This is a genomic window from Streptomyces sp. NPDC033270 (assembly GCF_055576575.1).
In genome coordinates this window covers 241839-261490 of the sequence record NZ_JBVIRA010000008.1, presented here as the reverse complement: position 1 = coordinate 261490, position 19652 = coordinate 241839, and the positions used below count along the sequence as shown (strand labels likewise).

Annotated in this window: 17 protein-coding genes and 1 pseudogene; 3 read left to right on the top strand and 15 right to left on the bottom strand. The window is 68.8% G+C overall.

Annotated elements, in window-relative coordinates; genetic code table 11:
- The 3 genes and pseudogenes from ACZ5XZ_RS15020 to ACZ5XZ_RS15010 form a co-directional block, all read right to left on the bottom strand.
- A pseudogene (locus ACZ5XZ_RS15020) lies at nt 1-731 on the bottom strand (Rne/Rng family ribonuclease); the annotation flags it as partial.
- Between the two features lie 220 nt (nt 732-951).
- Nucleotides 952-1752 (bottom strand): TIGR03936 family radical SAM-associated protein, encoded by an 801-nt coding sequence (locus ACZ5XZ_RS15015; protein WP_468977851.1) that lies wholly within the window; start codon nt 1750-1752, stop codon nt 952-954.
- 48 nt (nt 1753-1800) lie between these two features.
- Nucleotides 1801-3285 carry a hypothetical protein gene (locus tag ACZ5XZ_RS15010; RefSeq protein ID WP_468977849.1) on the bottom strand — a complete coding sequence of 495 codons (1485 nt, stop codon included), beginning with the start codon at nt 3283-3285 and terminating at the stop codon, nt 1801-1803.
- Between the two features lie 234 nt (nt 3286-3519).
- Between ACZ5XZ_RS15010 and ACZ5XZ_RS15005 the strand changes: the two genes are divergently transcribed.
- On the top strand, nt 3520-5139 hold the full coding sequence (locus tag ACZ5XZ_RS15005; protein WP_468977847.1) for a recombinase family protein: 1620 nt from the start codon (nt 3520-3522) through the stop codon (nt 5137-5139).
- Nucleotides 5140-5318: 179 nt separating this feature from the next.
- Here ACZ5XZ_RS15005 and ACZ5XZ_RS15000 read toward each other — a convergent pair whose 3' ends face one another.
- The 5 genes from ACZ5XZ_RS15000 to ACZ5XZ_RS14980 form a co-directional block, all read right to left on the bottom strand.
- Nucleotides 5319-6713 (bottom strand): replication initiator, encoded by a 1395-nt coding sequence (locus ACZ5XZ_RS15000; RefSeq protein WP_468977878.1) that lies wholly within the window; start codon nt 6711-6713, stop codon nt 5319-5321.
- 303 nt (nt 6714-7016) lie between these two features.
- Nucleotides 7017-7205 (bottom strand): hypothetical protein, encoded by a 189-nt coding sequence (locus tag ACZ5XZ_RS14995; RefSeq protein ID WP_468977845.1) that lies wholly within the window; start codon nt 7203-7205, stop codon nt 7017-7019.
- Complete coding sequence (locus ACZ5XZ_RS14990) at nt 7202-8506, bottom strand: FtsK/SpoIIIE domain-containing protein (RefSeq protein WP_468977844.1); 1305 nt, start codon at nt 8504-8506, stop codon at nt 7202-7204. The genes ACZ5XZ_RS14995 and ACZ5XZ_RS14990 overlap by 4 nt, the downstream gene beginning before the upstream one ends.
- 23 nt (nt 8507-8529) lie before the next feature.
- Entirely contained in the window at nt 8530-8742 is a 213-nt protein-coding gene (locus tag ACZ5XZ_RS14985; RefSeq protein WP_468977843.1) for a hypothetical protein, read from the bottom strand.
- A complete protein-coding gene (locus ACZ5XZ_RS14980) occupies nt 8742-9116 on the bottom strand; it encodes an SCO3933 family regulatory protein (protein WP_468977840.1) in 375 nt (124 codons plus the stop codon). Before ACZ5XZ_RS14980 ends, ACZ5XZ_RS14985 begins: the two co-directional genes overlap by 1 nt.
- Before the next feature lie 176 nt (nt 9117-9292).
- On the opposite strand from ACZ5XZ_RS14980, the gene ACZ5XZ_RS14975 reads away from it, so the two are divergent.
- Nucleotides 9293-10075 (top strand): GntR family transcriptional regulator, encoded by a 783-nt coding sequence (locus ACZ5XZ_RS14975; RefSeq protein WP_468977838.1) that lies wholly within the window; start codon nt 9293-9295, stop codon nt 10073-10075.
- Nucleotides 10076-10758: 683 nt separating this feature from the next.
- Here the strand turns inward: ACZ5XZ_RS14975 and ACZ5XZ_RS14970 are convergent.
- The 5 genes from ACZ5XZ_RS14970 to ACZ5XZ_RS14950 all read right to left on the bottom strand — a co-directional run bounded on the left by ACZ5XZ_RS14970 (nt 10759) and on the right by ACZ5XZ_RS14950 (nt 14498).
- Nucleotides 10759-11034, bottom strand: coding sequence for a hypothetical protein (locus tag ACZ5XZ_RS14970; protein ID WP_468977837.1), 276 nt, complete (start codon nt 11032-11034; stop codon nt 10759-10761).
- A 252-nt stretch (nt 11035-11286) separates the two neighbouring features.
- Nucleotides 11287-11655 carry a hypothetical protein gene (locus ACZ5XZ_RS14965; RefSeq protein ID WP_468977834.1) on the bottom strand — a complete coding sequence of 123 codons (369 nt, stop codon included), beginning with the start codon at nt 11653-11655 and terminating at the stop codon, nt 11287-11289.
- A 631-nt stretch (nt 11656-12286) separates the two neighbouring features.
- The gene (locus ACZ5XZ_RS14960; RefSeq protein ID WP_468977876.1) at nt 12287-12523 is read right to left on the bottom strand and encodes a DUF7848 domain-containing protein; all 237 of its coding nucleotides are present in this window, start codon (nt 12521-12523) and stop codon (nt 12287-12289) included.
- Between the two features lie 202 nt (nt 12524-12725).
- Nucleotides 12726-13175: an ATP-binding protein gene (locus ACZ5XZ_RS14955; RefSeq protein ID WP_468977832.1), complete on the bottom strand. Its 450-nt coding sequence runs from the start codon at nt 13173-13175 to the stop codon at nt 12726-12728.
- Between the two features lie 111 nt (nt 13176-13286).
- Nucleotides 13287-14498: a helix-turn-helix domain-containing protein gene (locus ACZ5XZ_RS14950; protein ID WP_468977831.1), complete on the bottom strand. Its 1212-nt coding sequence runs from the start codon at nt 14496-14498 to the stop codon at nt 13287-13289.
- A gap of 110 nt (nt 14499-14608) precedes the next feature.
- On the opposite strand from ACZ5XZ_RS14950, the gene ACZ5XZ_RS14945 reads away from it, so the two are divergent.
- A complete protein-coding gene (locus tag ACZ5XZ_RS14945; protein ID WP_468977829.1) occupies nt 14609-15088 on the top strand; it encodes an NUDIX domain-containing protein in 480 nt (159 codons plus the stop codon).
- Between the two features lie 264 nt (nt 15089-15352).
- Here the strand turns inward: ACZ5XZ_RS14945 and ACZ5XZ_RS14940 are convergent, their stop codons facing one another.
- Nucleotides 15353-17302, bottom strand: coding sequence for a TIGR03960 family B12-binding radical SAM protein (locus ACZ5XZ_RS14940; protein WP_468977828.1), 1950 nt, complete (start codon nt 17300-17302; stop codon nt 15353-15355).
- A gap of 121 nt (nt 17303-17423) precedes the next feature.
- Nucleotides 17424-19025: a CYTH and CHAD domain-containing protein gene (locus ACZ5XZ_RS14935; protein WP_468977826.1), complete on the bottom strand. Its 1602-nt coding sequence runs from the start codon at nt 19023-19025 to the stop codon at nt 17424-17426.
- Nucleotides 19026-19652: the final 627 nt, after the last annotated feature.

Here is a 19652-nt window from a genome sequence, read left to right as displayed (position 1 = left end):
GCGGGCTTGGCCTCCTCGGCGACCGGCGCCGGGGCCTCCTCCTCGACAACCGGCACGGCCGGCGCGGACGCCTCGGCCACCACCGGCTCCGCGGCGATCTCGGTCTGCGGCGCACCGGCAGGCGCGGTGGCCTTACGGGTGGCGCGGCGGCGCGTACGGGCGGGCTTGGCCTCCTCGGCGACCGGCGCCGGGGCCTCCTCCTCGACAACCGGCACGGCCGGCGCGGACGCCTCGGCCACCACCGGCTCCGCGGCGGCCTCGGTCTGCGGCGCACCGGCAGGCGCGGTGGCCTTACGGGTGGCCCGGCGCGGTGCGGCGTCCTCGGTCTGCGGGGCCTCGGCCCGGGCAGCCTCCGCGGGCGCCTCGGCGGCGGCAGCGGGCGCCTCGGCGGGGGCCGGGGTCTCCTCGGCGGCGGCCGGCTGCGGGGCCCCGGCCGGGGCGGTGGCCTTGCGGGTGGCGCGGCGGCGCGTACGGGCCGGCTTGGCCGCGTCCCCGGTGGTGACCGCGGCCGCGGCGGCCTCCTCGGCGGGGGCCGGATCGGCGGGCGCGGCGGCGGTCTCGGTGCTCAGCACCGCGCTCTCGGCGGCGCCCCCGCCCGCCGGCGGACCGGCCGGCCGGGAAGCCGCACGGCGCCTACGGCGCGGCGGCAGCGTGTCGCTGGGTGAGTGGTTGTCCTCGATACCACGGTCCTGGGACGGCGTGGATTCGGTGGGCTCATTGGGCTCGAGCATGCGGGCGGTTCTCCCGTCACGCTCCCGGGCGCCGCGCCTGGTTCCGGTAGCGGTCCGCGCGATGAGCGCGGTCCCGCCAGTCCGGGGCGTGGGCGCCGCACGGGAGCTGTCGTCTCGCTCGCCGGGCCCCGTGGGCGGGGACCGGCGAAAGTCTCCTGGTCAGTGCGTCTGCCGGACCGGGGTGGCTCCCTGGCTGATCGGCGACGCGACGACGGCGGTCCTACGCAGTACCTTCCCCGGCTCCCGGGGAGGCCCCACTCGGCGCCTTCGCGGCACTCTGCGCGGCGGCCGTGTTAGGGGCGGCCGTGGCAGCGTCGCGGTCGGGCGCTAGCGGGTCAGTCACCGCGCCGGCCTCCTCATCGAGCAGCCCCTGCGCCAGCCTGGTCACCGCAGCGGGGACCGGCGGCGCCAGGTCGGCCGTAGCTCGGAGGCCGGACAGGACGTCGTCGGGTCGAACGGCGGGTGTCACATGCCGAACAACCAGCCGCAGTATCGCACAGGCATTGCCGTCAGGCCTATCGCCCTCGTGACCGGCTGCTTCCAGCCGCGCCACCGCGGCCCGTGCGTCGAACGTCCGCATGCCGTTCTTCGTGCGGCGCTCGACCAGCACCTCGTCGGCGGCGAGGAACGCCTCCACGGCGCGCCGGGCCTCCTCGGGGGCGACCCCGTCGAGCCGGATCTCCCACACCGAGGCCTGCAGCCGGTCGGCCAGCCCGCTGGTGTGCGCCTCGACGGAGTCGATCACATCGAGGCCGGCCGGCAGCGACTCGTCGAGCAGTTCGCGGAGCTGATGCGGATCGCGCCGCTCGGCGAGCTGGATCTCCAGATACTCGGCCTCGCTGCCGGTGCCGGTGGGGGCGGCGTTGGCGTACGACACCTTGGGGTGCGGGGTGAAGCCCGCCGAGTAGGCCATCGGGACCTCGGCGCGGCGCAGCGCCCGCTCGAAAGCGCGCTGGAAGTCGCGGTGGCTGGTGAACCGGAGGCGGCCGCGCTTGGTGTAGCGCAGTCGGATGCGCTGCACCGCCGGTGCGGGCGGCGGGCCTTCGGGCTGTCGCTTGCCCAGTGTCGCTCAGTCCTTCGTGAGTGCGGTCGTACTGCTACCAAGAGTACGTGTCCCGGGAGCCCCCGGTTCCCGGCGGGGCGGTACGGTCTCGGCCGGCCGCGGCTCCGCGGGCCCGCCGAACAGGGCGCGCCTGATCTCCCTGCGGGTCTGCCGCACGGACTCCCGTACGGCACCCAGCGCCTGGCGGGTGGCCCGCCCGGCATCGCGCAGGGCCTGCCGGACCGGGCGCCAGACGCCGTCGCGGATGCCGTGCCCGAGCGGCGTCAGCACCGTGCGGTACGTCCAGCGCAGCGGCTCGACGAAGATCCACCGCAGCAGCCGGCCGAGGAACCGGCCGACGGCGCGGGAGACGTACCCGGCGGCCCGCCAGCAGTGCCCGAGCGCGTCCCCGATCTCCCGGCAGACCACGGTTACCGCGGCCACCAGCGCCCGCCCCACCGGCTGCAGCACGTACCGCCAAAGGGCGACGGCGGGCACCACCAGGATCCATCGAACGAGCGCGGCGACGGCCGTACCGACGCCCCGGACCAGCCAGGCGACGCCGTGCCCGGCGGGCGTCAGCAGGTACGTGTACAGCCACTGGGCCGGCACCACGACCAGATACCGCACCAGCCACACCACCGCGGCCGCGAACCCCCGACCCACCGGCGCCACCACATACCGCCACAACGCCACCCACGGCCAGACGAACAACGCCTTGCCGCACCACACCGCACCCACGCCCAACACCCGTACCAACCAGGCGATTCCCTGTCCGATGGGCGTGAGTACGTACGTATACAGCCACTGCACCGGCACCACGACCAGATACCGCACCAGCCACACCACCGCGGCCGCGATCCCCCGCCCCACCGGCGCCACCACATACCGCCACAACGCCACCCACGGCCAGACGAACAATGCCTTGCCGCACCACACCGCACCCACGCCCAACGCCCGTACCAACCAGGCGATTCCCTGCCCGATGGGCGTGAGTACGTAGGTATACAGCCACTGCACCGGCACCACGACCAGATACCGCACCAGCCACACCACAGCCGCCGCGAACCCCCGCCCCACCGGCGCCACCATATACGCGTACAGCCACTGCACCGGCACCACGATCAGGTACCGCACCAGCCACGCCACCGCGGCCGTGGTCCCCAGCCCCAAGGGCGCGATCACACACCGCCACAGCCACGCCAGCGGGGCGACGACGAGGGTGCGTCCCGACCAGGCCAGCGGGGTGACGACGAGGGTGCGCCACAGCCACGCCAGGCCGCGGCCGCAAGGGCGCAGCAGCGCGCGGTCGACGGCCTTGGCGCAGACCACCAGGGCGTCCCACACCAGTCGCACCGGCACCACGAGCACCAGCACCACGATCCGCACCGGGATGCGGACCACCGTGGTCAGGCACCCCTCCCCCGGCTCGTAGCGGTCCGGCGCGCGCCGGTCCTTGTCGAGCGACACGGCGTCGTGACCGTCCCGCCGTCCCCCGTCGATGGCCCCCATACGGACTTCCCCCTCGTTCGCTTCCCTGCGGTGCCGTTCCCACTCCGCATTGTCCGTGAACACGCAACGGCCCGGCCACCGCGAGGTGCGGGGCCGGGCCGAAGGCGCGTGAGCGCGGCGCTACTTGACGACCGACAGGGGCAGCAGCTTCTTGCCCGTGGGGCCGATCTGGATCTCGGTGTCCATCTGGGGCCATATAGACACAGCCCTAAATCCAGCCCTACCGTCTCTGGCATGGGGAAACGAACCAGGACGCGCGCCGCAGGCGATCCGAAGCAGCTGACCGTCGAGACCGAGTGGACCGAGGCAGACCTCGCGCTCCTTGAGGAGCTGAAGAAGGCAGAAGCCCAGTTGCCGGACGACGCCCCGCGAGCTCTGTTGTCCGTGCGGCTGTCCGTCCTCACTGACGACACGACGTCGCCGGTTCGACAGGAACTCGATCTGCGGCTGCTGGCTCGCGAGCGCGGATGGCGCGTGGTCGGCGTCGCCAGCGATCTGAACGTCTCGGCCACCAAGGTCCCGCCGTGGAAGCGCAAGCAGCTCGGAGACTGGCTCAACAACCGGGCGCCGGAGTTCGACGTACTTCTCTTCTGGAAGCTCGACCGCTTCGTACGACGACTCTCGGACCTCAGCACCATGATCGATTGGAGCCTGAAGTACGGGAAGAACCTCGTCTCCAAGCACGACTCCATCGACCTGACCACCACGGCCGGGAAGATCATGGTCACGATCATCGGCGGCATCGCTGAGATCGAGGCCGCCAACACCAGTACTCGGGTGGCAAGCCTGTGGGACTACACCAAGACACAGAGCGAGTGGCTGGTGGGCAAGCCCGCCTACGGCTACGTCACCGACGTGGACGAGAACGGAAAGGTTGTCCTCCGTATAAATAAGGACGCCTACCGCGCCTTGCACTGGTGCCGCAGGGCAGCCATGAGAGCGAAGGGCGCCTCTGCCGGGCGCCTGGTCAGGGTGCTCGTTCGCTCCGGGCTGTGTGAGCCGAGCCTGACCCCCACTACTCTGCTCCGCCGGCTCAGGAACCCCGCGCTCATGGGATACCGGGTCGAGGTGGACAAGGACGGCGGCAAACGTCGGTCGAAGCTGGTCATGGGAAAGGACGGCAAGCCGATCAGGGTCGCCGAGGGCGTCTTCACGGAGGAGGAGTTCTACAGCCTCCAAGCGGTACTCGACGGCAACGGAAAGGACCAGCCCAGGCGCCAGCCAGGGGGAGCCACCAAGTTCCGCGGCGTCAAGATCTGTGATGACTGCGAGACGAGCATGACCGTGCAGAACACGAACAACAGGTATGGGACGTACAAGTACCTCCGTTGCCAGAAATGCAAGAGCGGCGGGCTTGGTGCGCCCAACCCCGACGACATCGACACCAAGCTGGTGGAAGACGTGCTGCGTGTCCTCGGGGATTTCCCGGTGATGACGCGCGAGTACGCCAAGGGTGCCGAAGCCCGTAAGGAGGTGAAGCGGCTGGAAGAGTCCATCTCCTACTACATGAAGGAGCTGGAGCCGGGAGGCCGGTACAGGAAGACTCGCTTCACCCGTGAGCAGGCCGAAAAGACGCTGGACAAGATGATGGCCGACCTTGAGGCGATCGATCCCGAGACGACGCAAGACCGCTGGGTCGCCGTGCACAACGGAAAGACGTTCCGCGAGCGCTGGCAGGAAGGCGGCATAGAGGCCATGGAGGCCGACCTCCTCCGGGTCGGTGTGAAGTGCCGCATCAAACGAACCAAGGTGAAGGGCGTCCGCGCGCCTCACATCCACATGAAGCTGCTGGTCCCGAAGGATGTGCGCGAGCGCCTGGTCCTCAAAGAGGACGACTTCGCGGAAGCTTTCTAGCGCAAGAGCCGCCTCCCGATCTGGGGAGGCGGCTCTCTTCCTATTCGAACCACTTCGAAGGATCGAACACCTCTTCAGCGCCCTCATCGTCCACGATGACGATCTCGCTTTCGATCATGGTCGTTGCTCCGGGGCTCCTGGGGCGAGGCAAGGACGAGCGCGAAGCAGCAGCCACAAGCTCAGGTACAGCCGCTGATGGCTCCACTGCGCTCCCCCCTTCTCGCCTCCGCGTAGAGCTCTCGGGTCTGCGCAAGGTCTTCGGCTATGCCGGCGGCGACGAGAGCAGCGCCGGGAGTGTGACCGGAGCCGACGTAGCGCCAGGTCGAATCCGTGACGGTGTCCAGTCCCAGGTCGGTTTCGTCGCCGCGTAGGAAGTCGGCGCGGTCGGCACGAAGCGCGGCGTACGTGGTGGAGTAGCGGCGAGACTTGGTAAGGACGTGACCCCGGTAGCCGAGCGTGTGAGCCCACGCCCGCAGCCTCAGTGATTCCAATTCGGCCAGCCCGCCGAGGCGCCAGCACGTACCCATGAGTGCCCGCATGTGGGGGTTGGCGGCCGCGTACGGGATCTCAGCGGCCGAGGTGATCGGACGATCGGAGCCGCCGGCCTCGGAGACCGATTTGCCGACGTACTTCGCGACGTAGGCCGCAACCCTGTCGTCGGTCACCGGTGAGCCATCACCGAACGCCCTGATCTCGTGCACGTCCAGTTCGTCGCCCCACCCCACGACCTGTTCACCAAGGGCCTCCGAGTACGGAACGGAAACCGTCACCGCGTCCACAGCCTCAAGCACGGTCGACTGCAGGACATCAGCGCTGGCCCAGGAGGGCGGAGATTCGTCAGGACCGGTCGGGCCGTCGAGGCGGATCACTGCATGAAAGTGCACGGCACCGCGCTGCTGGTATTCAGCGACCTTGGCGAAGGAGAGCCGGGCGTGGTCCCGCAGCCGGCTCTGAGCGATCCCTACCGACCTGGCCAGTGCACGCCGTACTCCGTCGCAGAATCGGTTCCACAGCAGTCCTGCATGTGCGTGCCACAGGACGTGGCCGGTGTAGTCGTAGCAGGCTGCACAGAGCGGCTGTCCCAGTAGCGGGTCTCCGGCGCTATGGACGAGGCCGCAGCCAACCGAGCGTCCATGCTCACAGTTCCCTCCGTCGCGGCGCGGCAGGCACGGCTTACCAGTACCTGTGATGTGGTGCACCGTCCCGAAGGAGGGCGCCGTGAGAGTGACGAACAGCCGTGGATGATCGCGGACGAGGTCGGGAGTGCCTTTGCCGCCCGAGAGGCCGGAGCGGACCAGATGAAACGTATCTCCAGAGTGCTGGTAGGAGCAGGGAGCGCAGCGTGTCTCCCGGCGGTTTCGGCAGCGCACGGCTAGCCGCCCGCCAGGCTCGTCCGCGGTGTCGTAGTGCCGCAGGATCTCGCCCGATGCCCTATCGCGCACAGTGGTATGGCCAGAGAGGTAGATCGGATGAGCACAGCCGCCCACGTTGCGAATCTGGTCCAGCCAACGATTGAAGCCGGGGTCAGCGACCAGGCGGACGAGGTCGCGTTCAGTATCGGACAGAGACCGCATGCGCTGATCCCGTGCGAGGGTTGCGCGTCGCGCATCCTCGTCCAGGAACGGGTTTCCCGAGGTGATCAGGTGACGCATGGAGAGGACCTTTCGCGGGACACAGCCCGGAGGAGAATCACCTTGTGGAGCAGTTGAGGTGGCGCTCTGACCGGAAGGCGCCGGCCGCCGGGGCCGTGGCCGCGACAGGCCGACGCCAGCTTTCGCCTACCGGTGTCGTCGCTGGTCAGCTTCCTTTGCTGAGCGTCCCGATCAGAACGCCGATGAAGATGACCACTGCCATGAACTTGAGGAATCCGGTGACCCTCATCCGAAGAGTCCTGCAACGAGGCTGTATGCCCAGATGATCATGTTGCCCACGGGCGTCAGTGCGAGGGAAAAGCCCAGCAGGCTGGCGCTGAATGCCTGCCACCAGCGCACCTCGCCCGACCGGACAAGCATGAAGACGATGATCGCTGTGAACACCGCGGTGCCGTAGATCTGGTTCTGTGTCACAGCTGCTTTCCTCCCGATACGGCGTCCGCCAGGGCGGGAAGGTCTGGAGCCCGGTCGGCGTAGGTGTCAGCGGCTGAACGGGCCTCATCCGTGGTGACGAAGGTCGACCGTGCGCGCATCCACCGGGCTCCCACCGTCGTGACGGCGACGCCTTGTTCGTCCGGGGTGATCGACTGGGAAACCGTGATCGCGTCCGGCGACAGGTCACCGAGCGCCATCTCGGCCGATGCAGCGTCATTCACTCGGTGTACGACTCGGCCACCGAGCTGGGCCCGAAGGGCAGTAACGCCGGGGCCCAGGTCGGATCCGACGCGCTGACCGGCGACCACCAGGTGTACCGCCAGCGCGGCCCCGAGCTGCGCGATCCTCAGTAGGAGGGTGGAGCACTGCGTCGATTCGTCGCGCCCTTGCCGGGAACCATCGGAGAGATACAGCTCGGCGATCTCATCGACCAGGACCACGACCGGGACCGGCCGCTCGGAGTCGGGCAGTTCCCATACGGAGCGCGCTCGGACCGCCCGGCAGGCCGCCATCCGGTTTTGCATCTCGTCCACCAGGGCGTCGAGGAGGCGGATAGCCGAGGGGCGATCGTGCGCCAGAGCCGACAGGCGCGACTCGAACAAACCCAGTTCCATGCCGCCCTTGCAGTCGACGCCGACCAGGGCTACCGGCTGCGGAGCCAGACGGCACACCAGGGCCCTCAACAGCGTGGACTTGCCGGACTGCGTGGCACCGACCACCAGCCAGTGAGGTACTCGCCGAAGATCCAGCGTCCAGGAGCCACCGTCCTCAATCCAGCCGATCCGGGCGGCCAACAACCGCTCCGGCGCCTTGTCCAGGTCAGCGTCCTTGCCCTGCAGGGAATCGCCGGCAGTGACCGTGATGATCAGTTCTCCACGCCGCGGTGAGCTGATACGGACGCGGTGCACGTGCCATGCGTGCTCCAGTGCCTCAGCCGCAGCATGGAACGGCTGTGGAGTCTGGCCCGGATTCAGGCGCACCCGGACGACCAGGCCAGTCTTTGTCATGCGGGGGAGGCCGAGACTCGGGGCAATCGGCCTCAGGGCAGTACCTGTGACCGCCAGGTCACCGACCACGGCCCGGTTAGGTTTCCGGCTGATCGACAGATTGTTCAGCAGACAGACTTGCTTCCATCGCCACCGCATCCGAACAGCTGTGGCCGGGAAGCCGACGAGATACCAGCGCCAGGGCACCGCATGCCGATTGAGCCCCATTCTCGCCAGCCATGGGTCCCACCAGCGCTGTGTCACCACACCGAGGATCAGCAGTGCCGATGCCATCCACACGATCAACGAGCCCGCCATTACCTGCCCGCCTCCCGTTCGCGCTCCAGATCGGCCAGCACCATCCGGGCGTGGAAGGTGGCGAGTTCAGCGTTCTGGGCCGCCAGGCCCAGGAGCCACTTGACCGTGGGTAGGTCCACGACCGTGTCCAACAGTGGCGTCAGACCCCCGAGTACCTTGAGATGCGTCATCAGCCGCAAGACGTCCTTCGCGTCCACGTCTTCCTTTGCCATCAGGCATCACCGCCGGACTTGCCACGGGTGGCCGGTGCGCCGGCTGCCGGAGCACCAGGTGGACCAGCCGGTGTGATCCCGGATGCGCGGAAGGAGATACCCGACCGGTCGCCGATGGACCAGGCCGTTGCTACGAGGTCGGCGATCAGCACCGGGGTCCCCTGCGAGACGCCGCGCGGCTCTGACGGAACAGCTACTTCGATCACGTCCGCGCGCCGCCGGTCCCTTTGGCGGACCGCCACGCCGACGACGTACAACGAGTTTCCGTCCCGGTCCTTGCGCACCTCTCCGGTATCGGGGTTCACGCGCGGTTCCGGCGGTATGACGCACAGGCAGTTGCCGAGTCGTTCCACATCGATGGGCATGGACTTCATAGGGATGTGCCTCCTCTGTTGGGACGCAGACGAGCCACTCATCAGGCCGCCTCTCGTCCTAATGAGTTGAGCATGCGGCATCTTGACGGTGGAAGGCAACCCCTTATGCTGACGAGTGACAGACTGACGCCCATACCAGATACCACTGACAGTCCGACGCCGAGAAAGGGCTCTCAATGCCGGACGATCTGATTCGTCCCAGTCCGATCTACATGCAGGTCGCTGACCGACTTGCCCAAGAGATCAAGACAGGGAAGTACGAGCCCGGCAGCAAGCTGCCAAGTGAAACCGAGCTGATGGAGCGCTTTGGCATCAGCCGGCCCACAGCACGAAGTGCCGTTGCAGAACTGCGGACCCTGGGACTGGTCGAGAGCCACCACGGGCGAGGTTCGTTCGTGCGCCCGCAGGCCCGGCTAGCGTCCGCCCTTCCGCGAACCATCGGGCGAACCGGGAAGCGCTACAGCGTCCCAGAGATGGCGGAGACGGAAGAGCCCGTCGTCACCCGGATCCACCTCATCGGTGAGTACGCCGGACTGTTGGGGCGCCCTGAGGAGGACGCCGACGATGCGTTCAGCGCCGACCACCTGCTGACCTCAGACACAGGCGCACGCCTCGCGCAGCGGGTCATCATCCCCCTGTCTGTGGCATCCGAGGTCCCGGCACTGGCCGATGCGCCCGACGCCCCCCTTCCCGAGATCTACGCACACCTCAGCGAGGCTGGTCACGAACTTCGGTGGGAGGAGTCGGTGACCGCGCGGACCCCTCTCCCGGATGAGCGCGAGGCCTTGGGGCTGTCGGATGCGAGCCCGATCCTGATCACCTACCGCGTCACCTACGGCAACGATGACCGCCCGCTGATCTGCGAGGAGCTGCGCGCTTCCGCTGCCCGCTCCCGACCCGTCTACCAAATCGCCTCCGAGCGGACAGCGGCCAAGCGCCCCCGCCGGGCAGCGAGTTGATCGGTGTAAATCTTCTTCACTTACTCAAGGGCGCGCCGCAGGCGCGCCGGGCGGCCGGGCGCACCGGCCGGGCATGCGGCCTTCGGCCGGTCCCGTCCGGACGCCCACCGCCCTGTCGCCGAGTCTCGCCCGCGACGTGCGAAGCCCCCACCGACAACAGCCGGCGGGGGCCTTCCCATGTCCGCAGGGCTCCCGATGACGGGCGGAGCGCGACGGACCGTGCACCCTCTCCTCAGCGGCGGCACGTTCGCGCGTGACGCTCGGCTTTCGATCGGGGCGAACCGAAGCCGGTAACAATCATCCGTTTGCGGCAGCCCGCACAGACAACCCACCGGACTCCCCGGGCATCCTCTTCGATGTGCACCTCACTGCCCTGCCGAGTTTTAAGATCTCGACCTAACCCCACCTGAAACTCCAATCTGGATTGCTGCCACGGCCGGCTATTTTTTAGCGCTTGCTTGTTCATTGGGACATCGCCCCTACGGGCCGATCCGGCAGTGCCGCGCACGGTCGTTGCCCGCGCCGTGCGGCACCGTGGACCTCTTCAACGCCGTACCCGCGGCGTGACGGGCTGGTGAGGCGCGTTGCGCCGCGCGGAACCTCGTGGGGGGCTCCTCCGGACCCCGCCCCCCACGACCAGGGAACCAGCCCACTACCGTTGCGGCTACAGGTCAGCGACACCGCTATGCAGCCCTCCTGCACTCGCATTTCGCGTCCCGAATCACCCGCGTCACCTCCCGCAAGGCCCCGGGGCGCAGCCATGCCATGCCGTCACCCAACGGCCCCGCGTGCGGAGTCGCCCGAAGATCATCACCCAGGCCAGCCTCGATCGCGGCTGCGTTGAATTCGGTAACCGCGTCGACCGCATCCTGCAAGCCAGTGAGGTAGTCGCCGCCACGCACCCACATCAGGCTGGCATCTTCGTCGTCCTCATGGTTCCAACGTTCTGCCGCGTTCACGGCCATGCACCCCCGGTTGTCGCTCAGCTCCCAATCGCCCGGTCGCACCGTGGACGAGCGAACAGCTAATCAGCCCAGGCAAGTTGCGTCCATCATTTGCCGTTGAGCTACCTCCGCGAATTCCACTCACTGGAATTGGACCCCTCCTCCACTTCACCTACTGGAAAGAGACCGCCCGGAAGGTATTTGGGAATTCGCGTGTGGCCCTCCACCGCCGAGACGGAGGAGGGCCACACGATCACGCTCAGGGGGTTACGACAGATACCCCTTCCAGACGTACCCGCGCGTCAGATAGGGCAGGCCACCGGCACTGCGCTGCGTCAACACCACACCCACCCAGTTGGGGTTGTACGAGGGCGCGAATGTCGTTCGTATGAAGACTTGGTCGCCGCCGAACAGCAGCCCTCTCGTGTGGCCGCTGAAGCTTGGCTCCGACCGCAGGCGCAGGCCGTTGACGGCCACGGTCGCCTGCGAGCCGGCCCCCACCCCAGACCTTGCCTGCGGCGGCTTCATCTCTGGTGCCGGAGCGGCAGACGCGCTGGACGCTCCAACAGCGAGACCCGCCACCGTCACCGCACCGACGACCAGGGCCGACCGCAGACGCTTCGGAACAGACTTCATCTCAACTCCCTTTGCATGCTTGGCAACGAGCGTGAACGTTCACATCAGCACGACACTCGTCCTAATGAGCTACAAGCATGCGACACAGTCGATCGAGAGGCAAGCTCTCATCCTGATAAGTTCGCTGGCGGCTGCGGATCAGTCAGCTCTAGCTGCGGCCCGTACCAACGCCGCCACCTCGCGAACGGCAGTCGCGGGGAGCGCCATGCGCACCACTCCCGAGCCATCCGGTCCAGCGTGCGGTCGTACGGTCACGTCAGCGGTATCCATACCAACGGCCTGCAGCGCCTCCGCCAACTCCGCTCCGGCGACTGACGCATCCTCCCAGCCCGCCACGTAGTCCACGCCGCGCACCCAGACCGCTGACCCAGGGTCGAACTGCTCCCCCTCGAACCCTGCGTCCCCCGAGTTGTACATGCGCTTGAAGCCCCTTCCCCGCTCGCTGGCAGAACACTGATCACTCAGGGCCGCCACGCACGGCAACAGCCCCGGTACCATCGGCACCAGGGTCCTGAACAGGGATTCCTAGCCGGACCACCCCTGCCCGGCAAGGTGATGGGGTGGTCCGGTGACATGTCTCCGCTGTGCTACCGAGGGGCTGGCGGCCCTCGAACGGGCAGGGAATCGGTGATCACTGCCGCACCGCCTTCGGCACGGCCCGAAAGAAGCTGGTATTCACGGCTTGAAACAGGTCATGACCCGTGTGGCCTGCGTGCTTGAGCGCCCAGACTTGCGGACCCTCCGGGGACAGCTTGGTATCCGAGATCGCGTCGCACCGCATACAGGCCATTTCGAACATGGGCCTGCTCTCCGTCGTATCGAGCTGCAGTACCCAATCCGCGGGGTGCCAGAGAGACTTCGCCGTCATCATCGAACCCGCCGCCTATCGCGGGAGACCTCAAGTGCGTCCTGTGCGTCGACCCGTAGAGGCGACCCTTCCTTGAAGATCAGCACTACGGCGGGACGCCCCGACGCACGCCTGCCCGTGCGGACAGCATCGACCTCTCGTGACCAGCCCCAGATGGTCACCACATCGCCGCGCCGTACCTTCGCCGCCCGTACCCGCGCCATCACGCGTCGCCCCTGCCAGGAATGGTGAGGACCGCCCACACCGACTTCCCGACACCGTCACGAGGGGACACGCCCCAAATGTCAGCCAGTTCGCTGACGACGGCCATGCCCCGGCCACCCTCTATGCCCGCCGGACGCATCTGCGGCCGGAGGTCGGAGGCGTCGTGCACCTCGATGCGAATGCCGTTCGTCTTGCGGTAGTACCGGGTCTCGATCTCCCGGCCCGGGGAAACACGAGCGTGGCGCACAGCGTTGGTTAGCAGCTCAGACAGCACGATGAGGACAGTGTCCGAAATCTCTGTCAGTTCCCATCTAGGCAGCACTGCTCTTAACTCGGCACGCGCCAGGCCAACGCAGCGTGGATGACGAGTCCAGCGACTGACTACCGGCGGATGCTCGGCAAACGCCTCGTCGCCCGGGGTAGCTAACACTGCGTCTTTCACCGTCACTTGTCGCTCTCCAGACGCTCGCGGGATATCGAGCCGTGACGGTAGGCCCCAAACCAAGGGCGGACCCGGAAGAAAATTCCGGGTCCGCCCACGTTCCTGCTCGGTCTGCTGCTACTCGATTGCCCCGAGAGCCAGAGCGAGTTGCTGTGCATCCCGCCGCTGTGTACGACGATGCAGCCGCCGCGCCAGGTCGCGGGCGAACTCGTGAACCCGGATCTGCTCCGGAGCCGTCGTATAAGCCCGCTTGAGGTGATCGACCGCGTCGTCGGTCTGCCCCGCCTCCCCGTAGGCCCGAGCAACGTCCAGGCGCAGCCGAGCCCGCCGCTCCACTGGCAGACCGACTGCCCGGACCCGGGGCGCTATCTCGACGGCCAGCTGGATGTCCTCGAATTCCAGCGCTGTGGCCAGCCGGTGAATCTCCACGTTCGCCGGCCCGAAGGAAGTCCACATCTCGTTGCCGTCGGCACCGAGCCGATCGGCCGCTTCCTGAGCCTTTTCGATCATGAAATCGGTCAGGGTACGGTTCCGCATGCGGGCAGCCGCGACAGAGCCGTTGAGGAACAGCGTCCCGTACAACGACAGCGCCACAGGCGAGGACTCCCACCAACCGGAATCAAGGTCATCGGCGGTGTCCAACGTGCCGTTCACCGCGTCCGGCGCCATGCCCGCCCCCAGCTGCACGTGCGCGATTCCCCGCCGCAGAGCCAGCATCACCGCAGGGTCCCCCGACTCGACGGCCGCGATGTCGCCCTGGTCCACCGCAGTCCACGCGAGGTTCGTCTCGCCCAGCTTCTGGAGCAGTGCCGCCGCCACATGGCATGTCAGCGCAAACAGCCGCAGTGCCCGGGACCTCTCAGTGCCTGCCCTCGACTCATGTGCCGCCAGCCGGGCGTCCGCCAACAGTTCCGGCAACCGCTCGGCCAGCCTGGCGAACTGAGACGACTGGTACAGCTCCCAGGCATCGTTGACCTCTACGGAGAGCCGTTCCAGGCGCAGGGGCTCCCTGTCGTCGAACAACGAACCGGCCAGCCGTCGCGACTGCATCAGGGCCGACCGGATGGCCGGCACACTTCCCGCGAAACCGTCCTGGTCCTCCAACAAGGCCGGGGCGCCCTGAAGATCTTCGATGTGCACGCGCAGCGCATCGGCAAGGTCGCCCAGCATCTTGACGTTGTTCACGGGAATCCGGCCCGACTCGACCCGGTACACCCAGTCTTCGGACCGGTCCAGCAGCTCACCGAGCTGCCACTGATGCAGCCCCCGGCGCTTGCGGTAGAACTTCACGCGCTTGCCGAACCCAAGATGATCAGTCATGCCGCGCATGGCCGCCCCTCCCATCGCTCTGCCCAACCGAGTGTCACACGATGTCCACAACGATGACAGGTGATAAGGCAGCTCCGAGGCGCCCATGAGTGGCCCGGTAGGGTCGTTTCATGACCGAGAACGAGCAGGAACGGCGCATGGCTACCCCTCGGATGGCGGCGGGCGCGCTCTTCTTCGACAGCCAGGACAACGTCCTGCTGGTCAAGCCCTCCTATAAGCCGAAGTGGGAGATCCCGGGCGGGTACATCGAGCGCGGAGAGTCCCCTTTGGCCGCCTGCCGACGGGAGGTCGAGGAGGAGCTCGGCATCACTCCAGGCATCGGGCCGCTACTGGTCATCGACTGGGCTCCGAGCGAGGCCGAGGGCGACAAGGTCCTGTATGTCTTCGATGGTGGGCAGCTGTCCCCGGAAGAACTGGCCGGGATCAAGCTCGCGCCCGACGAGCTGCTAGCCGCTGAGTTCCACCCCGCCGGCGACCTGGATGAACTGCTGATCCCCCGACTCGCGCGCCGTGTCAAGGCAGCGATCACAGCCCGAGCCGAGGCGCACCCCGCGTACCTGGAGCACGGACAGCCGCCGAAGGGCGAGTGAGACCACGACACCCGCGAACCGGGGCGCGGACACCCTGACAACCGCCAGAAGCCCCAAGACGCCCCGAAGGCCCCTCAGACCCACTCCACCTCGGAGTGGACGTTCGAGGGGCCTCCCTGCGTCGGCAGAGGCGTTCTGGGCGCCTCTGCCGCTACGGATCGCCGACGCTCCGAGACGACACCAAGCGCGCTCAGCGCGTCGACCATCTCACTTTCTGTGACATCAGTCACAGCGTCAGCGATCCGCCGTAAGGCATCGCTCACGTCACTGACCGTTCCCGCTGGTCGCGGGCTTCTTCACGGTCAGCGGCAGCATCTTCTTACCGCTGTCGCTCAGTTGTGGCCATGTGTCGAACTGCGGGCAGACACCGCAGTCGAAGCACGGGGTCCAGCGGCAGTCCTCGACCTCGGTCTCGTCCAGGGCGTCCTGCCAGTCCTCCCAGAGCCAGTCCTTGTCCAGACCGGAGTCCAGGTGGTCCCAGGGCAGGACCTCCTCGTAGGTCCGCTCGCGCGTCGTGTACCAGGCGACGTCCACGCCGAACGCGGGCAGCGTCTCCTCCGCGGCCTTCATCCAGCGGTCGTAGGAGAAGTGCTCGCGCCAGCCGTCGAAGCGGCCGCCGCCCTCGTAGACGGCGCGGATGACCGCACCGACGCGGCGGTCACCGCGCGAGAGCAGGCCCTCGACGATGCCGGGCTTGCCGTCGTGGTAGCGGAAGCCGATGGAGCGGCCGTACTTCTTGTCGCCGCGGATCTTGTCGCGGAGCTTTTCGAGACGGGCGTCCGTCTCCTCCGCCGACAGCTGCGGCGCCCACTGGAACGGCGTGTGCGGCTTGGGGACGAAGCCGCCGATGGAGACCGTGCAGCGGATGTCGTTCTGACCGGAGACCTTGCGGCCCTCGGCGATGACGTTGACCGCCATGTCGCCGATCTGCAGCACGTCCTCGTCGGTCTCGGTCGGCAGACCGCACATGAAGTACAGCTTCACCTGCCGCCAGCCGTTGCCGTAGGCCGTGGAGACCGTACGGATCAGGTCCTCTTCCGAGACCATCTTGTTGATGACCTTGCGGATCCGCTCGCTGCCGCCCTCCGGCGCGAAGGTCAGACCCGAGCGACGGCCGTTGCGCGTCAGCTCGTTGGCAAGATCGATGTTGAAGGCGTCGACGCGGGTCGACGGCAGCGACAGACCGATCTTGTCTTCCTCGTACCGGTCGGCGAGCCCCTTGGCGATGTCGCCGATCTCGGTGTGGTCCGCGGAGGACAGCGACAGCAGGCCGACCTCCTCGAATCCCGTGGCCTTCAGGCCCTTGTCCACCATCTCGCCGATGCCGGTGATGCTTCGCTCCCGCACGGGGCGCGTGATCATGCCGGCCTGGCAGAAGCGGCAGCCGCGGGTGCAGCCACGGAAGATCTCGACCGACATCCGCTCGTGGACGGTCTCGGCCAGGGGGACGAGGGGCTGCTTGGGGTAGGGCCACTCGTCCAGGTCCATGACGGTGTGCTTGGACACCCGCCACGGGACGCCGGAGCGGTTCGGCACGACACGGGAGATGCGGCCGTCGGCGAGGTACTCGACGTCGTAGAACTTGGGGACGTAGACGCTGCCGGTCTTCGCGAGGCGGAAGAGGAGCTCGTCGCGCCCGCCCGGCCGGCCCTCGTTCTTCCAGGCGCGGATGATCTCGGTGATCTCCAGCACGGCCTGCTCGCCGTCGCCGACCACCGCGCAGTCCAGGAAGTCCGCGATCGGCTCGGGGTTGAAGGCGGCGTGGCCGCCGGCGAGGATCAGCGGGTGGTCCTCGGTGCGGTCCTTGGCCTCCAGGGGGATGCCCGAGAGGTCCAGGGCGGTGAGCAGGTTGGTGTAGCCGAGCTCGGTGGAGAAGGAGACGCCGAGCACGTCGAAGGCGCTCACCGGGCGGTGCGCGTCGACGGTGAACTGCGGGACGTCGTGCTCGCGCATCAGCGCTTCGAGGTCCGGCCAGACGCTGTACGTGCGCTCGGCCAGCACGCCCTCCCGCTCGTTGAGGACCTCGTAGAGGATCATGACGCCCTGGTTGGGCAGGCCGACCTCGTACGCGTCCGGGTACATGAGCGACCAGCGGACGTCACAGGAGTCCCAGTCCTTGACGGTGGAGTTCAGCTCGCCGCCGACGTACTGGATGGGCTTCTGCACGTGCGGGAGGAGGGCTTCCAGGCGCGGGAAGACCGACTCGACAGGCATCGTGGTGATCTTTCATCAGCGGGCAGGGGTGACCCTCAAGCCTAACGTGCCCGGCGGCAAACCCATGACGCGTCGCTTCCCGCAGGTCAGAGGGTCCCGTACGCATCCTGTGAGGGGGACGTCACGGCCGGAGCGCGGCCCGGTGCTTGGGGCGCGAGACCTTCGCCCACACCTCCGGCAGCTCCCGCTCCCGGTCGGCGGCCAGGGCCTCCTCGCGGCCGTAGAGCAGCCCGAAGGTGAAGGCGCCCTCGCCGGCGCGCTGCGCCTGGGTCGCCAACTCCCGCAGGGCGCCGCGAGCCACCACGCTGTCCTGGTGGTCGCCCAGCAGCTGCTGCAGCCGCTTGGTGCGCTTGGCGAACTTCTTCGCCGGGCGGCCCAGCGCCGGGCGGGCCGCCTCGGCCGCGTACCGGGTGCGCTTGGCCGCCTTGCGGGCGCGGTGCAGCGCCTCGTCCCTCCCCTGCCCGGCGGGGGCGGCCAGCGCGGCCTCCACACGGCGCGACAGCCGCCGGTAGTCCTTCAGCACGGCCCGGGCCACCACTTCGGGCGCGGGGCCGGCGGCGGCCCGGCGCAGGGGCGGCGCCTCCAGGAGGGCGTCGAGGGTCTTCAGGAGCGAGAGGTAGCGGTCACCGTCCAGTACGGCGAGCAGCTGCCTGCGCGCGCCGACCCTGCGCCGCTGCGACCAGATGCGCAGCCGGGCCGCGACCGGGCCGAGCCGTAGCGTGCGCGGCACCTCGGCCAGCGCGCCGTGCAGCCGATCGGTCAGCACCTCGCGGTCCCGGTCCACCCCCAACTCCGCTGCCAGCCACTTGAGTTCGACGCCGATCGGCTCCGTGGCGGCACGGTCGAGGACCTTGGTGTACGAGCGGAAGGCGCTGCGCAGCCGGCGCGTGGCGACCCGCATCTGGTGCACCGCGTCGGGCAGGTCGCGCCGTACCCCCGGATCGAGTGCGACGATCGTTTGCACCTGCTCGCGGACGTAGCGCAGCACGACGTCGCCGGCGGTGCTGCCCTTCTCGCCCTTCTTGCTCTTCTTGCCGGTGCCCTTGCCCGCGTCCTTGCCGGAGCCCTTGGCGCCGCCCTTCCGGGGCCGGGCGGGCCGCTGACCCGTCTCGGCCAGCGCCCTCGCCAGCTTCGACGCCGAGGAGGCGGGGCGCGCCCCCGCGGCGGCCAGCGCCCGGCCGATCTCGTCCAGCAGCCCGGTGTCCTCGCCGCCGTCCCCGGCCAGCTCCACCTCGATCTCCCGCCAGCGCACCTCCGCGGGCGCGTGGCCCGCCTCCGCGGCCCCGCCCGCCCGGTGCGCCCGCACCTCGTCCTGGGCCACCTCGGCGAGCGGCGCGCCCGCGGCGTCGTGCAGCACCAGGACCGTGCGCCGGGTCCGCAGCCGCACGACGGGGGTCAGTTCGCGGTCCAGCACCCGTGACCGTACGAGCGCGGTCAGCTCCGCCGGCGGCGTATCGGACAGCGGCGCCCGCACCTCGTCGCGCACCCCGGGCGCGACCGGCAGCTTCAGATGCCAGCCGGCGTCCCTGCCGCCGGTGCGCCGCCGCAGGGTGATGCCGTCCGCGGCGAGGCGCTGGTCGGCGGTGTCGTAATAGAGGGCGTCCAGGGCCTCGGTGCCCTGCTCCGCCACGCTCGCGACCGGGTCGACGCCGGTCAGGTCGGGCAGTTGAATGTCGTCGTCGGCCTCGTACTTCCGCTCGATCTCCCGCACGGTGTCCGCCATGCATCGAATCTAGCCACCGGCCCCGTCGAGGACCACCCACCGTGCCCCGGGGCCCGATGCCGGGATGTCAAGGATCCGCAAGTGCGGGTGGCACACGCCACGCACCGTGACTTACGGTGTGTCACGGAGTTCCCACACAGCGTGGCAATCGGCGCTCACTCGGCCCTCCGGGGAGGGAGACACCTGTGCACCCCCACACCGCAGCCGCCGCCCGGACACCCGTCCGCGTCGCGGCGGGCGCCCGCCCGTTCCTGCTGGCGGCGCCGAGCAGACCCACCGCCCCCAAGCTCGCCCGCGACTTCGTCCGGGCGGTGCTGCGGCACACCCCGCTCGCACCGCTGCTCGACACCGCCGTCCTCCTCACCTCGGAGGCGGTCACCAGCTCCCACGTGCGCACACCCCGGTCGGCGGAGATCTTGCTACGGGTGCTGACGGCCGAGCACGGACTGCGGATCAGCGTGCACGACGAGGCGCCGGTCCGCCTTCCGGCGCAGGCCTTCGCGTCACCGACCGCCGCGCCGTACGCGGCGGTGGGGGGGGGGGGGGGGGGGGGGGGGGGGGGGGGGGGGGGGAGGGTGCGGGGGAGGGTGCCCCCTGCCCGCAGCACCAAACAGCGGAGATATACCT